Genomic DNA, 12,858 nt, shown 5'->3' with positions numbered 1-12,858 from the left:
GCGGCACCGCAGTGGTTCAACAGCAAAGGTAGACGCGCCGCACCGCGCGCGATCCTCCTACTGCAAGATCCACTTCTGAAACACGCCCTAGTGCCTTCCGCGTAGGAGTTAGCTTCCACCAATGAGTGACAGGTGCGCAGCGGCCGACTTGGACAGGCTGTCCAGGACAGCCTTGCCTTTCTCGGCGGTGCCGAGCGATGGGCGGCCGATGATGCCGTTCCGGGTGTAGCCGGCCATGCCCAGGGTGAGGAGGTGCGGGCGCTCCGGGGCGTCGTGGTCGTCGCCCCCGATGCCGTTCCGGACGAGGTGGGGGGCGCCGTGGAGGAGGAGGGACACCTCCAGCTCTCCGCCGTGCATGTCCTCGGCGCCGCTGCTCTCCAAGGCGGCGGCTTCGCGGGCCTGGTGCCAGTCCTCGCGGACCGGGAAGAGAGCGACGCGCGGGCCTTCGGTGTTGGCCTCCTGGACCACGTTGGAGAGGACGTAGTTCCCGCCGTGCCCGTTCACGATCAGCAGGCCGGGGACGCCGGACGCCTGGAGGGACTTCCAGATGTCGTTGATCACGGCGTAGAGCGTGGCGGCGCTGATGCTGACCGTGCCCGGCATGTGAGCGTGCTCGTGGGAGCAGGACAGCGTGATGGGCGGTAGCAGGAACAGGTCGTAGTCGGTGGCGATCCGCTGGGCGATCAGGCTGGCGACGACGGTGTCGGTGGTCAGGGGCAGATGATCGCCGTGTTGCTCGAAGCTGCCGACCGGCAGCACGGCGATCTTGGCGCCGCGCCGGCGTTCGTCTGCGGAGGTGGCGGCCGTGATCAGTGCGTCCATGGGCCCAGCCTCTCCCATCGGGTCCTCAGCGGTCGAGAGGGCTTCCGCTGCTCATCAGTGCCAAGCGGTGGGTGAACGTGGCTACTTGGGGTACGGCGCTCCACCGCTGGAGGGCCTTGCCTGCGGCGGACAGTTCGGACATTGCGCGCGCTGACTCGGTGTCGACGGCGATGGACAGCGCACGGTCGGCTGCGGCGGCTGCCTGCTCGGGTTCACCGGACACCGCGTAAGCCCGCGCCAGCCGGGAGAGGTAGACGCCCTGGTCGTTGCGGTAGACCGGCGGCAGAACTCGGAGCTCCGCCTCGAACATGCCCACAGCCGTGTGCGGGTCGCCGAGTTCGATCAGACAGTTCGCGCGCTGCATCTCGATATAGGTCGGTGTGCAGTAGGCGAGATCAAGAGCGTCGTCGGCGTGCGAGTCGTCCGGCGCGGCCGCGATCTCGTGAGCCTCGTCGAATTTCGCCTGTGCGAAGCGAGGGTTGCCCATCATCGCGTGGCCCTGCGCTTCCTGCTGCGCCGCCAGTGCCCGGATCCGGTGAGTGGCCCCGACCGACCGTTGGGCCGCGCGGGCAAGGCTGACGGCTTTCGGGGCGTTCCGCTGGGCGGTGGCCTGGTTGCTCTTCCGGAAGAGCACGTAGGCGGCCATCACGTCGTCGCCGGCCTCCTGTGCCCACTCCATGGCGCGGTCCGACCAGAACAGGGCCCGGTCGAAGTCCCCGAGATCCTGGTTCAGCCAGCCCAGGAACTCCGCGGTGCGCGCGCCGATTGCGAGCAGTTCGTCGCGGGCGCGGCCCCCGGCGATCTGCTGGAGGTGGTCGAGTAGCCGGACGTGCCTCGTCACCGGGTCGAGTGCGTGGCGGGAGCCGAGCAGGTTCGCGGCTTTGTAATGGCCGGGCATCGCACCGCGCAGATGGCTCACGAAGAGCTCAGGGTCGATCGGTGCGTTGGGGCCCCGGCCGTCGGCGGACGGCTCCGGCTGGCGGCGGCGGGGCTGCCGGATCGGCGTCTCCAGCTCCCATGAACGAGAAGCCAGGCCGAGCATTTGGCCCGGGATGTGAAGGCCGTCGGCGATCCGCTCGATGAGATCGATCTTCTCGATCCTGCGCTTCCCGGACATGACCTCACCGACCCGGCTCGGTGTCATGTCACAGGCGCGGGCGATGAGCGACGGGTAGATCCCGGCCGTCTTGAGCAGCCGGAACACGGTGGCGAAGTCCCGCGCTCGACACGCAGCGATCATCTCCGGGTTGGACAGCAGGCCCGCTGGGAGCCGGTCCAGTACGCGAGCCTCGGTCACCACTGCCCCCGCTGTCGATCAGCAGCCCTGCAAGCAAGTTGATTGACTGTGAGTTTACCCACATTGGGTAACCAGCTTGGGTACGAAGTCCGCACCTCCTCCCGGCAGCCTGGAGTAAAGGGCCGGAACGTCCGGGTTTCGGGCCGCCACTTGGGCATCGGGAGGTGGTGCACGTGACCAGTTCGGGAGAACCCCCCGACGGCTCCGAACCCTACAAGCCGGCCCCCGGGATACCCGCGTTCGAGGCGAGGCTCACGCGGCACAGGCGGTCCGCCACGGTGGCCAGGAACCACCTGCGCGACTTCCTTCAGAACGTCCCAGGCGGCCCGGCTCTCATGGACGACGCCCAGCTGGTGCTCGGCGAACTGGTGGCCAACGCGGTGACGCACGCGCGTGTTTCGCCTGGGCGTGAGATCGCCGTCCGGTTCGAGGTGGTGTGCGACCACCTGCGGATCGAGGTGCACGACGCGAGCAGCGAGAAGCCCACGATCCGGTGCGCCGCTGACCTGAGCGACGTCTCCGGGCGCGGGCTGTACCTGGTGGAGGCCCTGTCCCGGGAATGGGGTTTCGAGCCCCGACCAGAAGGCATCGGAAAGATCGTTTGGGCCCTGGTGGGCCCGGAAGGCGGTGTGGAATGAGCAGGCGGGAGTCCGGGACGGCGGCTCGCTGCTACTACTGCGGCGCGGGGCTGAGCAAGGCGCTGACCCGAAGCATCGTCGTGAACGGGCAGACGGTCGCTGTTCACAGGTGGCACCCGCGTCGCGCGGGGGAGGTGTCGGGGAAGTGATGCCGCTTGAAGTCCCCGATGCGCCGGAGACGCTCTCCCCGTACCCCTTCCCGGTGATCCTGGAAGTTCGAGGTGTTGCGGAGCCCGAGCACTTCGGGAAGCTGCCGGAGGCGATGGCCGCGCTCCTGGCCGCGGTCGAGACGCTTCCGCTCGGCCCGGACCAGCAGGCCTACTTCGCCGAGCTGTTCGGGCCGTCGGAGGAGCAGGAGATCGGGCGCCGGCTCGCGACGCACGGAGAGGTGCGGGCCCTGGCCTTCGTCGGCCTGACCCCGACCGTGGTCCGCCTGTACCCCGCCGGCCCCGGGAGGCCCCAGTGATCCGGCACCTGCGGACCTGGCGGGACCGGGTTTCGATGTGGTGGCTACTGGACGGCCAGTTCTCCTGGCCGGTGCGGGCTGTCTCGCCGAGCCGGCGAGCCGCGCACCGCGATGCGATCGCGTGGTACGCGGAGCCTGACTTCACCGAAGAGCAGCGGTTGCTGCTCATGCGGCGGATCTGGCGGGAGAAGACCGGCGTTGACGACCCGCTACTCGACCTGACCGAGGCGGAACTGTTCCGGCGGATCTTCGGCTGCGAGGAGCCGGCTCGGGACCGCACCTGACCTGATCAGGGACAACTGAAGACGTGCCGGACCACCCCGGAACCTTGGCGGGAGAGGGGTGGTCCGGTGGGTCGGAACCCGATGCCGATGGTATCGGGCTCCTCGGCATGCCAGCGCATGGATAGCCGGTTCGGTTCTTGACCAGGGGAGTTGAAGAACAGTTGGACGGGGACGACGACTTCGGTGCGGAGTTGGCGGCGAGCCTCGACCCTGACTCGTGGGTGTGGCTGCCGGGGGTGGACTACGCCGCTGGCTGGCGGGCCGCCAAGCGGGCAGCCGACGAGCTGAACAGCCTGCTTGCGACGTGCGGAGTGGAGCGCGCACAGTTGCGGGCCATCGCTGACACTGATTCCAGAGGCGGCTCGGTGGTTCGCTTGGAAGGTGTCGCCGAAGGTTGGCTGAGTCTCGAAGAGCTTCTTTGCTTGGCCGCCTACGCTCGGCGCGAGTTGCGATGAATGAGGCAATTTCTGGACGAGTCACCACTAGGCCTCCGCCAATCGCCCTATGTCTTTTGTATCTATCTGATTCCACTATAGGCAAGCCATTAAACTTCAGCAGGTCTTTTGAGACATGACCAGATTTCTTGAAGATCAATTGATGTATCGCCAGGGATGAGCTGGGACGAATGATGAAGAATCAATGGCCACTCAGAGAATCTTTATGGAATGTCCCGCAATGTACGGCTGCTGTGGTTGCCCAGGTACGGCCCCCCGACGCTGAATCGTAACCTCGTCTACCCACGTGAACAGCTCAGAAGACTCATTCATGGTTGCTCTCAGTAGAGCTTCCTGGGAAGGGTTCGGAAGCAGCTCATAGATATCTGCAATTAGAATTTCGAGCGAATCCGCATATTCGCTGAATCGAATCCTGTCGACAACTCGCCCTGTATAATTATGGAATATGTAGGGGAAGTCGGCTGGCGGGACAATTCCAGGCTTTATGATCTCTTCGTGAAACTCGCGCCAGGGTGCGTCTTCTCGGCCTTCTCGGGCGTCGTACCAGGCATAGAACTTACTAAGGTTCCGCCCTTTGATTCGAATCCTTAGATCTGCTTCACTTGTGCTATCGACACCAACTAGATCATCGTCTCGAGCCTCGAGGCTCTGCAGAAATGCGGCACCTTTGGCGGATACCTTGAATACTCCGCCGACCGGTTGATATTGAGGGAATCTAGCCCCCTTTACGAGAAGGTATTTGCCGTCCACTTTAATCCTAAAGAGGTAGGCAGCAGAGATTCTTACCTCCCGCCGCGAATACCGCAGTGAATACCAGAAGTGGCGCAGGTGGACCCGGCCGGCAAAAATTTGGATCCCGAGAGGGGTGAGCAGTGCAAGGAAGCCGCCCGTGAAGATATCCCCTGCGGTTGAGTTTGGGAAGATGAATCCACCCAAAAGCAGGGCGACACAGGCGGCGGCGTATGAGATGATCTTAGTCAATTATTCCTCCAAGTTATCTCAGATTATGAAGGTGCAGGTATTTGAGGGAGGCGCAATAGATACTCTGCTGTCCACCGTATGTCAAGTCTTGACTTTGAGAGGTTGTTAAGCAGTCCGCGGGGAAGGTAGTCTGCCTCGTAAAGACTGACCAGTAGCGCCCTGCGAACTGGGTCCTGGTATTCGCACTCGTACTGAAGGCGCAATAGTGGACCGTCGGCGGCACTTCCGTTTAGCCCTATATATCTGGCGGCAAATTCTCGCGGAAGGTTCGTCCGATTTTGGTCTCGAAGCACGTTCCAGGCATGCTCCTTGATTATTGGCGATGAGACCTGACTCCTCAGGCAGGATTGAAAAATATTCCGCTCGAGATACGGATAGCTCGAGAGGTCGACGGTCTCAATTAGTTCCTCGATCGCGCTGCAAAGATCCTTCTTCTTCGGTTCGAATGCCTCACAGTAGCGCATTAGCTGATCGGACAGGTGATGAAGGTCCTTCAGGTTATCTAGCGCCCATGCCAAGGCTTCGTCATCGCGCTTTCTTCTAAATCTCGGTAGTGTAAATTTAATGTCACGCTCATTTGGCGGTTTGGATGAGACTGCCTCTGCGAACAGCGTTCGCAACATTTTGCGCGCCCATGGCTTCCCGAGGCCTAGCATGTAGCTAATTGCATCCTTCAGGGAATCATCGAGGTAATTCTCCGATTCTTTTCGTCCTAGAATTTCGGTCTTCGGTCCCGACATCGAGAGTCGGCGCGACCGCATGGCCTGGTTGGCGTGGAGGAGTGCTGCCCGCAGCTTGTCGTGGTCAATATCGAACAAATACATGTCGTCAGAATATCGAACGTGCAGCGTGCCGCTTTGGCGAATGAACTCGTCAACAGGTAGAAGGTAGATATTTGCTAGCACTCCAGATGTGCCAGAGCCTTGAGGGAGGCCTCATGCTCTACTCTGTTGCTGATATCGTTCGAGAAAGAAGCGCACCGCATTGGTCGTGTGCTGTGGAACCCCTGCGCTCATAAGGTCCATGGCCATGATCTCATGGTCGATGTTTTCGTAGAATGCCGCCACATCGGTTCTGGCCATAATCAGACGGCCATCGCTTCGCAATATCCCCCTGGCCTTATTTCGCATTCTAAGCCAGTAACTAACTGAATGGGATGATGGCCTATTTCCGCGATGGCTGTAGATGTTATCGGGAATTACCCGGTCTACTGTAGATGATATTTCAAGGCCGAGGGCATCCCATATGAGCCGATCGCGGAGTCCGAATCTCGCTATCGGCCGGACGGATATATGATTCTTTGGATGCTCTACTAGCTCTATTTGATCGGGGCCGGGGTAGGGGCCTTGAAGAAATTCCAATAGAGCGGGTCGGATCATGAACCACATGCGGTTTATGTCTGCAAAGTTTATTATGTCCGGAATCTCCCTGCGAATCTCGCCACTGACAAGCCGGCGGTGTGCGAGGTCAAGGAATCTGACGTCGATCATCTGCGTGCCCTTGTCATCGGCGGCAGGGGGACTAATAGGGAAGCAGGGTACCGGCTCTCGAGGACCTAAAGGCATGCAGTGGGCGGCGGAGCGGTTTTGGCCGGTGTCCTGCCTGGGGTGGGGTCGAGCATGGCCGGGGGGCCGTAAGCTGCTGCGACTCGGTCAGGGCTTTGGGGCCTGACCGCAGTTTGGCCGAGTGGCCCCCCGATCTTGCTCGACGCGGGTCCCGGTCCGGGAAGGTGGGTAAAACCGCGGAGCCGCCCGGCCCCGGCCACGATGGGTTCTGGCCCTCGGCGCTCTCTGGGCCGCACGTTCTGATGGGCGCGGCCGGCCGCCGCCGAAGCGGGGCGCAGACAGGAGCGACGGCGAGCGGCAGGGCCGCGCGCTGGCGCGCTGTGCGCGCCCTTGAGTAAGTGAAGAAGAGTTGCGACAGCCCCCGCGCCCGGTGTGGACGTGGGGGCGTCGGCGTGTTCGGAGTGGCTAGTGGGAGGCCTTGGCGGGGCGAGGTGCGCGCTTGGGTTTGTGGGCGTCGATGGCGTAGGTGAGGGCGGTGGTTTCGGCGCCGAGGCGGGTCTCTTCGAGGATGAGGGGGAGGCCGGTGGCCTGGTCGCAGGTGATGCGGTACGCGATCAGGAGGATGGCAGCTTCAGAGAGTTGGAGGGCTTCGCGCTCGTCGGGCTGGGGGACCCGGGCGCTGACCCGCTCGCGCCAGGTGAGGTCGTGGCCGGCGGCGGCGAGCGCCGCGTAGGCCTCGGCCGGGGTGGCGGTGGGGTGTTGAGCGAGCGGGGTGGCCTCGACGCGTTCCATGGGGAGCAGGAGGCGGTGGAGGGCGCGGCCGTTGCCGGTGGGGTCGGCGAGCAGGCGGTCGCAGCCGAGCATCAGTTCGTCCTGGTCCATCTCCAGAAGCGGCGCGGTGATGGCGTCGGTGCGGGTGCGGTAGACCGTGGGCTTCTCGGCGTGGTCGAACCAGGCGTCGATGGGCGTCGAGAAGGTGTCGCCCTGGGCGGTGACGGTTCGGTCCAGGCTGCTGCTCGGGCCGTGGACGGCAGCGCGGACGAAGGTGCCGCGGCCTTGCTTCACGTCCAACTGCCCCTCGCTGCGGAGGGCGGCGACGGCGAGCCTGACGGTGGGGCGGGAGACGCCGTAGGTCTCGGCGAGATCGGTTTCGGTGGGCAGCTGGGTGCCGGGGGGCCATTCGCCGGTGGCGATCGACTGTCGCATCGCTGCCGCCACCTGCTTGTGCAGTGCCTCGTTCCGAATGATCGCCATGGTGTTGACCCCTTGGTGCGGACGCCGGGGAACGGGCCCGCTTCGCGTGTGCCGTGTCGTTTTCGAGGGTTCGTCTGTGGTCGTTTGCCCTGGTCGGGCGGCATCGCTAGGTCTGTCGTCAGTTGCTAGCCGTTAAACGTAAGCATGAATTGCTTGCGTCGAGGCGTCAAGGAAGAGTCAAAGGTAAGTACGTTTGACGACTGACGTCATGCGGCCTTTGATGTCAGAGGGGTGTGTGCTCATGCAGTCCATTCCCGTTGACGGAACCCAGCTCGGCACGATGACCTGCATCGTTGCCCCCGAGGCGCGGGTGGCGAACCGCGAGACCGGAGAGGTGAGGAGGGACCGGGAGGGGCAGACGGTCTACACAGTCGGGGTCGCGGTCCGGCAGGACGGCCGACGGGCTTCGATCATCGAGATCAGCGTGTCCGGCGAACCGGTCGGCGTGGTCGAAGGCGTGCGGGTGCACGTGACCGGCCTGACCGCCTTCTCGTGGGCGATGGGGGACCGGCACGGCCTGTCATTCCGGGCCGACGCCATCACGCCCGTTCCGGTCGCCGCTTCGGCTGCCTCGCGCAAGGGCGGCGACGCCTGATGAGCAGCGCGACGCGCGTGAGGCTGCGCGGCCTGCTGAGGGAGCTTGGGGACCTGGCGGAAGAGGTCGACCCGTTCGGTCGGGACGACGAGGGGGCCCAGCTCTTCGACCACATCGCCACCGTCGCCACCAAGACCGTGGGTCAGCCCGCGACCTGGAGGTCGAGGCGCAGAACGCGGTGCTGGAGAACGGGGACGGCCGTGGTCGTCCTTCAGTTGCTCTGGGTCGCGTTGCTGGCCACCCGGGCCGAAGCCGCGCACCTGCTCGTGGCGTTGGTCGCAGAGGCCGAAGCGCGGATGCAGCTGTGCCGCTCGGTCGGGGCCCGGTCGATCTGGGACCTGCCGGCGAAGCTCCGCAAGATGCCCGTCGTGCTCATCGTGGACGAGGTCGCGGAGCTGTACCTGGCGGCGACCAGAGAGGACAAGGCGGAGGTAGGGGAGATCTCCACCAATCTGCTCCGGCTTGCCCAGCTCGGTGCGGCCCTGGGTGTCCACCTGGTGATCGCGGGGCAACGGGTCGGCTCGGACCTCGGGCCTGGGGTGACCGCCCTGCGCGCGCGCCTGGCCGGTCGAGTCTGCCACCGGGTGAACGATGCCGGGACGGCGGAGATGGCGCTCGGCGACCTCGACAAGGACGCCTTGGTCGCAGCTCAGCAGATCACTGTTGCCGAGCAGGGCGTCGCCATCGCGGCGGACGCCGACGGCCGATGGGCTCGGGACCGGTCCGTCCACGTCACCCCTGAACAGGCGCGTCGCGCTGCCAGAAAGTACTCCCGGCTGGCGCCGGCCTGGCCCGGCCTCCACGTGCCGGACGAGTAGAGCGAAGGGGTCCACCTCTGATGGGCGCCGCCCTCATCCTGACCGCCGTCCTGGCCCTCGTCACCTTCCTCCTGGTCCGCTCCGGCGAACTCAAGGTCTGGCACGTCGTCCTGACCGGCGCCCTCGGTGTCTACCTCGACCGCATCGGGTGGGCCGACACCGCCGTCTACGCCGTGACCTGGATCGTCCAAGGCCTCACCCACACCACCTGAGAGGCGTCACCGCGCCAACCCGACCAGCCACCCAGCCCGCCCGTCCCATTGCCGCCCCCGGCCGCGCCACCGCCTGCCTGGCCCGGCCGGGGCCCGGCGAACCCTGGGCCTGGAGACACCCGCCATGACCGTCAGCACCAACCCGTACACCGACCCCACCGCACGCCGCGCCTTCCTCGACCGGGAGGCGCGGCTGTGCCAACCGCCCCCGACAGAGCGTGACTTAGTCCGCCTCGGCGAGCTGCCGGACCTGGGCCGCTGGCTGGAGCAGATCCGCGCCACCGGTGGCTGCGCCGAACCGGTGTACCTCTCCGGGCACACCACAACCCTCGACGCGGAGACCGGTGAAGTGCTCCGGCACTTCACGACCGCCACCGAACCCGGCGGCCGGCTCGCTGTCCGCTGCCGCAACCGCAGGGCCTCCAGCTGCGCGCCCTGCTCCCGTGAGCACAGCGGCGACACCTTCCACCTGGTCCGCTCCGGCCTCATCGGCGGTAGAGGCGTCCCGGAGACGGTGCGGACGCACCCGCGGTTGTTCGTCACCCTGACCGCGCCCTCCTTCGGACCGGTCCACCGGGCGGGCAGCTGCCACCCAGCCCGGCGCCGACGGGGTGAGCAAGGGGGCCGGCGCGGTTGCGGTCGAACCCATTCGGTCGCTGACCCGCTCGTCGGGCAACCGCTCTGGGCGGACTGCTACGACTACCCCGGGCACGTCCTGTGGAACGCCATGGCCCCGGCCCTCTGGAAGGCCTTCCGCGACAACCTGTACCACCACCTCGCCGCCCGGGCAGGCGTCGGCCGGTCAGAGGTGCGCACCCTGGTCCGGGTCTCCGCGGCCAAGGTCGCCGAGTACCAGAAGCGTGGCGCCGTCCACTTCCATGCCGTCGTCAGACTCGACGGTCCCGGTGGCCCTACTACCCCGCCTCCGGCCTGGGCGACGGGGGAGCTTCTCCTGGAGGCTGTCCGCTCGGCGGCTGCCGCCGTGGCGCTCCCGTGCCCCGACTCGGCGGCCTACTGCGGCGGACGGCTCGGCTTCGGCACTCAGCTGGACGCGCACCGGCTCACCAACGGGGACGGTGGACGCATCACGGACGACGCCGTGGCCGCCTACGTAGCCAAGTACACGAGCAAGAGCGTGGAAGCTGCGGGCGCTGTCGACCGCCGCGTCGATTCCCTGGCGGAGATGCAGGCACTGCGGATCAGCCCGCACGTCCGCGCGCTCATCGCCACCGCCTGGCGCCTCGGCGGCCTGCCCGAACTGCAACACCTGCGCCTTCGAGCCTGGGCCCACATGCTCGGCTTCCTGGGGCACTGCCTCACCAAGACGCGGGCCTACTCCACTACATACGGGAAGCTCAGGGCCGCTCGTGCGGAACACGCCCAGGGCTTGTACGGCGGCTGTGACAGCGAGACGGTGGTCGAAGGTGTCTGGCGCTTCGTCGGGGTCGGTCACTCCCCGGCCGAAGCGCTGATCGCGGCGATATCGCCGAAGACCTCGCCACCCAACAGGGAAGTCGCCCGTGAAGAGGCGAAGGTGGCGGATCGAGACCGGGGGAGAAGGTGACAGCCCAGCGCGCTGCTCTCCGACCGTCGGCCGAGCCTCGGGTGGCAGGGCCGGTCCCGTTACGGCAGAACCTGGCCCCGATCATCGAGAGTGAGATCGTCATCGTGGACGACGAGGGCCACGAAGAGCCGTACGACCCCGCCAAGCACTGAGCGATGACAGCCCCCGGCCTCGACGACCGGGGGCTTCCGCATGGTCGGCCGCTCGTCAGAGCTTGCTCGCGAAGTCGTCCTCCTTGACGATCAGCCGGTCGCGGTAGTCCTTGGGGATCATGAGCCGCAGCTTGATCGCGGGAACCCGCTGACCCTTGACCTTGGTTCGGGTGACTTCACAGCGGATGCCCACCCGCAGCAGGTCCGCGGCCATGGCCTCGGTGCCGCCGTCCTCCCACTGCTGTCGGAACGTCTTCCCGTTGGCCACGTTCACCCACCGGTCTTCGGTGGTCTCGGGATCGATCTCCCCGAGTTCGGTGATCAGCTTGTCCAGCGTCTCCTCCGCCTGCTCGCGCGTGAACCGGGTCTTGGCGTACCGGCCGCCGGGCTCCAGTTCCTTCATGTAGTAGGCGATCGACTCCTCAAGCTGCGCCACCTGAGCGCGTGCCTCCGCACCCCATGCGTACTCGCGGACCTGCACGGGCTCATCGCCGAGGACCGACAGCACGTCGAGGACGAGCTTGGCGTTGATCACCTCGGGGTTGGGAGCGCCCAAGCCTCCGCCCTTGCAACCCTGGCACCGCAGGTACTCGTACACCCGATCCTTGACGCGGTTCCGCTGCTCCAGCATGTTCGTCCCGCAGTCGACGCAGAAGAAGACTCCGAGGAACTTCGTGGCACCACCGGGCCGGCGTTGGGGCTGGTTCTTGCTGCGCTTGTCGAGATCCGCTTGGAGCTCGTTGAACTCCTCGTCGGCGAAGACGGCCTTCGCGACCCTGATGGGTTTCCCGGCCTTGTCCAGGACGAGCTTGGACCGGCGGGCGCCGCCCTTCTTCTCCTCTTCTACCCGGTAGCCCATCAAGGCGGGGTTGCGGAGCTGGCGGAGGAGGGTCGTGGCCGTGAGGCCGTCGCTGGCGAGACCCGCGCGCTTGAGCAGTTTGACCATGCGGGTGGCGGAGACGCCCCGACGGGCCATGCGGCGGCACCAGTGCAGGGCCTTGTGCGCGTCGGCCTCGATGACAAGGACGACATTCCCGTTCTCGTCCTCGGCGGTGGTGTATCCGAAGGCCGGCTTGCCGACCAGCCAGGCGGACTGGGTCTTGGCGTAGTCCCAGAGGCTTGCGACGCGCGTGCTCGTATTGGTGGCCTCGATCTCCGCGATGCCGCCGATCAGCGTCACCAGGATCTTGCCGACGACCGTGGTCAGGTCGATCGAGTCGTGCTTGGAGACCAGGTTCTTCCCGTACTTCAACGCCCAGTCGATCATCGTGTTCAGGTCGGACAGTCGACGGATGAACCGGTCGAGCTTCCAAAAGAGCAGCACGTCGAACTCCGGCGCCCGGTTGTTCAGCCAGTCGCCCAGCTGCTTCCTCTTCCACGGGGGCACCTTGGTCGCGGACACGTTCAGGTCGCTGGCGACGCCGACCACCCGGCACCCCCGGTTCAGGGCCTCGCGGCGGAGGTCGAGCTCCTGGCGGACGGGGGAGGTGGTGTCTTCCGTCAGCACGGACAGCCGGACCGAGAGGAGTGCCCGGGGCGCGTCCGCCGGAAGGGCGGCCTCGGCTCTCATCAGGTCCGCCAGCAGCTCCAGATCCGCAGCGGTCCACTCGGCCTCGACCGTGTACGCCTTCTGCTGCGCGGCGCGTGTCGTACGGGTGCGCTTCGCCATGTCGGTGACCCCCTCGACGGTTTTAGGACTGCCTCTATCTAGTGCCGCATTAGGCAACGTTTGCCCTGGTGACGACTTCGCGTAGCCGCTGATCGGCGGCATGCTTGTTTCGCCAGATGATGTAGCGGCGGATCATGCTGCCCTGT

14 protein-coding genes and 2 pseudogenes are annotated in these 12,858 nt (G+C 65.7%); 8 read left to right on the top strand and 8 right to left on the bottom strand.

The genetic code is table 11. The features are described from left to right. Positions 1-108 precede the first annotated feature (108 nt). Both ACZ55U_RS37615 and ACZ55U_RS37610 read right to left on the bottom strand, forming a co-directional pair. On the bottom strand, positions 109-822 hold the full coding sequence (locus ACZ55U_RS37615; RefSeq protein ID WP_465533886.1) for a creatininase family protein: 714 nt from the start codon (positions 820-822) through the stop codon (positions 109-111). 25 nt (positions 823-847) lie between these two features. Further along, positions 848-2,119: a hypothetical protein gene (locus ACZ55U_RS37610; RefSeq protein ID WP_465533884.1), complete on the bottom strand. Its 1,272-nt coding sequence runs from the start codon at positions 2,117-2,119 to the stop codon at positions 848-850. Positions 2,120-2,283: 164 nt separating this feature from the next. Between ACZ55U_RS37610 and ACZ55U_RS37605 the strand changes: the two genes are divergently transcribed. The 4 genes from ACZ55U_RS37605 to ACZ55U_RS37590 all read left to right on the top strand — a co-directional run bounded on the left by ACZ55U_RS37605 (position 2,284) and on the right by ACZ55U_RS37590 (position 3,962). Then, positions 2,284-2,757, top strand: coding sequence for an ATP-binding protein (locus ACZ55U_RS37605; protein ID WP_465533882.1), 474 nt, complete (start codon positions 2,284-2,286; stop codon positions 2,755-2,757). A gap of 148 nt (positions 2,758-2,905) precedes the next feature. Continuing rightward, positions 2,906-3,223, top strand: a complete 318-nt coding sequence (locus tag ACZ55U_RS37600) for a hypothetical protein (protein WP_465533880.1) — start codon at positions 2,906-2,908, stop codon at positions 3,221-3,223. Beyond that, on the top strand, positions 3,220-3,507 hold the full coding sequence (locus ACZ55U_RS37595; RefSeq protein ID WP_465533878.1) for a hypothetical protein: 288 nt from the start codon (positions 3,220-3,222) through the stop codon (positions 3,505-3,507). The genes ACZ55U_RS37600 and ACZ55U_RS37595 overlap by 4 nt, the downstream gene beginning before the upstream one ends. A 161-nt stretch (positions 3,508-3,668) precedes the next feature. Then, the gene (locus ACZ55U_RS37590) at positions 3,669-3,962 is read left to right on the top strand and encodes a hypothetical protein (RefSeq protein ID WP_465533876.1); all 294 of its coding nucleotides are present in this window, start codon (positions 3,669-3,671) and stop codon (positions 3,960-3,962) included. Positions 3,963-4,154: 192 nt separating this feature from the next. On the opposite strand, the gene ACZ55U_RS37585 is transcribed toward ACZ55U_RS37590, so the two are convergent. The 4 genes and pseudogenes from ACZ55U_RS37585 to ACZ55U_RS37570 form a co-directional block, all read right to left on the bottom strand. After that, the gene (locus tag ACZ55U_RS37585) at positions 4,155-4,943 is read right to left on the bottom strand and encodes an SMODS-associated NUDIX domain-containing protein (RefSeq protein ID WP_465533874.1); all 789 of its coding nucleotides are present in this window, start codon (positions 4,941-4,943) and stop codon (positions 4,155-4,157) included. Positions 4,944-4,966: 23 nt separating this feature from the next. Continuing rightward, positions 4,967-5,866: pseudogene (locus tag ACZ55U_RS37580) on the bottom strand (RNA-dependent RNA polymerase family protein); the annotation flags it as partial. Positions 5,867-5,878: 12 nt separating this feature from the next. After that, a complete protein-coding gene (locus ACZ55U_RS37575) occupies positions 5,879-6,433 on the bottom strand; it encodes a hypothetical protein (RefSeq protein ID WP_465533872.1) in 555 nt (184 codons plus the stop codon). Between the two features lie 480 nt (positions 6,434-6,913). Beyond that, entirely contained in the window at positions 6,914-7,702 is a 789-nt protein-coding gene (locus tag ACZ55U_RS37570; RefSeq protein ID WP_465533870.1) for a GntR family transcriptional regulator, read from the bottom strand. Positions 7,703-7,943: 241 nt separating this feature from the next. Here ACZ55U_RS37570 and ACZ55U_RS37565 point away from each other — a divergent pair, with 241 nt between their 5' ends. The 4 genes from ACZ55U_RS37565 to ACZ55U_RS37550 all read left to right on the top strand — a co-directional run bounded on the left by ACZ55U_RS37565 (position 7,944) and on the right by ACZ55U_RS37550 (position 10,891). Beyond that, a complete protein-coding gene (locus tag ACZ55U_RS37565; RefSeq protein ID WP_465533868.1) occupies positions 7,944-8,297 on the top strand; it encodes an SCO3933 family regulatory protein in 354 nt (117 codons plus the stop codon). Then, positions 8,297-9,115 carry an FtsK/SpoIIIE domain-containing protein gene (locus ACZ55U_RS37560; protein ID WP_465533866.1) on the top strand — a complete coding sequence of 273 codons (819 nt, stop codon included), beginning with the start codon at positions 8,297-8,299 and terminating at the stop codon, positions 9,113-9,115. Before ACZ55U_RS37565 ends, ACZ55U_RS37560 begins: the two co-directional genes overlap by 1 nt. A 20-nt stretch (positions 9,116-9,135) precedes the next feature. Continuing rightward, the gene (locus tag ACZ55U_RS37555; RefSeq protein ID WP_465533864.1) at positions 9,136-9,327 is read left to right on the top strand and encodes a hypothetical protein; all 192 of its coding nucleotides are present in this window, start codon (positions 9,136-9,138) and stop codon (positions 9,325-9,327) included. Between the two features lie 124 nt (positions 9,328-9,451). Beyond that, positions 9,452-10,891: a replication initiator gene (locus ACZ55U_RS37550; protein WP_465533862.1), complete on the top strand. Its 1,440-nt coding sequence runs from the start codon at positions 9,452-9,454 to the stop codon at positions 10,889-10,891. Between the two features lie 207 nt (positions 10,892-11,098). On the opposite strand, the gene ACZ55U_RS37545 is transcribed toward ACZ55U_RS37550, so the two are convergent. Then, positions 11,099-12,712, bottom strand: a complete 1,614-nt coding sequence (locus ACZ55U_RS37545; RefSeq protein ID WP_465533860.1) for a recombinase family protein — start codon at positions 12,710-12,712, stop codon at positions 11,099-11,101. Between the two features lie 49 nt (positions 12,713-12,761). After that, positions 12,762-12,858, bottom strand: a pseudogene (locus tag ACZ55U_RS37540) (transposase); the annotation flags it as partial.

The sequence above is a fragment of the Kitasatospora sp. NPDC034533 genome (assembly GCF_055575155.1).
Note: the sequence above shows the minus strand (reverse complement) of the source record. Positions and strands in the feature narration are given on the sequence as shown.

Excerpts from the sequence above, each read along its gene's own strand:
- ACZ55U_RS37550 (WP_465533862.1), top strand. The coding sequence starts at position 9,452 with ATGACCGTCAGCACCAACCCGTACACCGACCCCACCGCACGCCGCGCC.
- ACZ55U_RS37565 (WP_465533868.1), top strand. The coding sequence starts at position 7,944 with ATGCAGTCCATTCCCGTTGACGGAACCCAGCTCGGCACGATGACCTGC.
- ACZ55U_RS37545 (WP_465533860.1), bottom strand. The coding sequence starts at position 12,712 with ATGGCGAAGCGCACCCGTACGACACGCGCCGCGCAGCAGAAGGCGTAC.
- ACZ55U_RS37615 (WP_465533886.1), bottom strand. The coding sequence starts at position 822 with ATGGACGCACTGATCACGGCCGCCACCTCCGCAGACGAACGCCGGCGC.
- ACZ55U_RS37560 (WP_465533866.1), top strand. The coding sequence starts at position 8,297 with ATGAGCAGCGCGACGCGCGTGAGGCTGCGCGGCCTGCTGAGGGAGCTT.
- ACZ55U_RS37570 (WP_465533870.1), bottom strand. The coding sequence starts at position 7,702 with ATGGCGATCATTCGGAACGAGGCACTGCACAAGCAGGTGGCGGCAGCG.
- ACZ55U_RS37600 (WP_465533880.1), top strand. The coding sequence starts at position 2,906 with ATGCCGCTTGAAGTCCCCGATGCGCCGGAGACGCTCTCCCCGTACCCC.
- ACZ55U_RS37555 (WP_465533864.1), top strand. The coding sequence starts at position 9,136 with ATGGGCGCCGCCCTCATCCTGACCGCCGTCCTGGCCCTCGTCACCTTC.
- ACZ55U_RS37575 (WP_465533872.1), bottom strand. The coding sequence starts at position 6,433 with ATGATCGACGTCAGATTCCTTGACCTCGCACACCGCCGGCTTGTCAGT.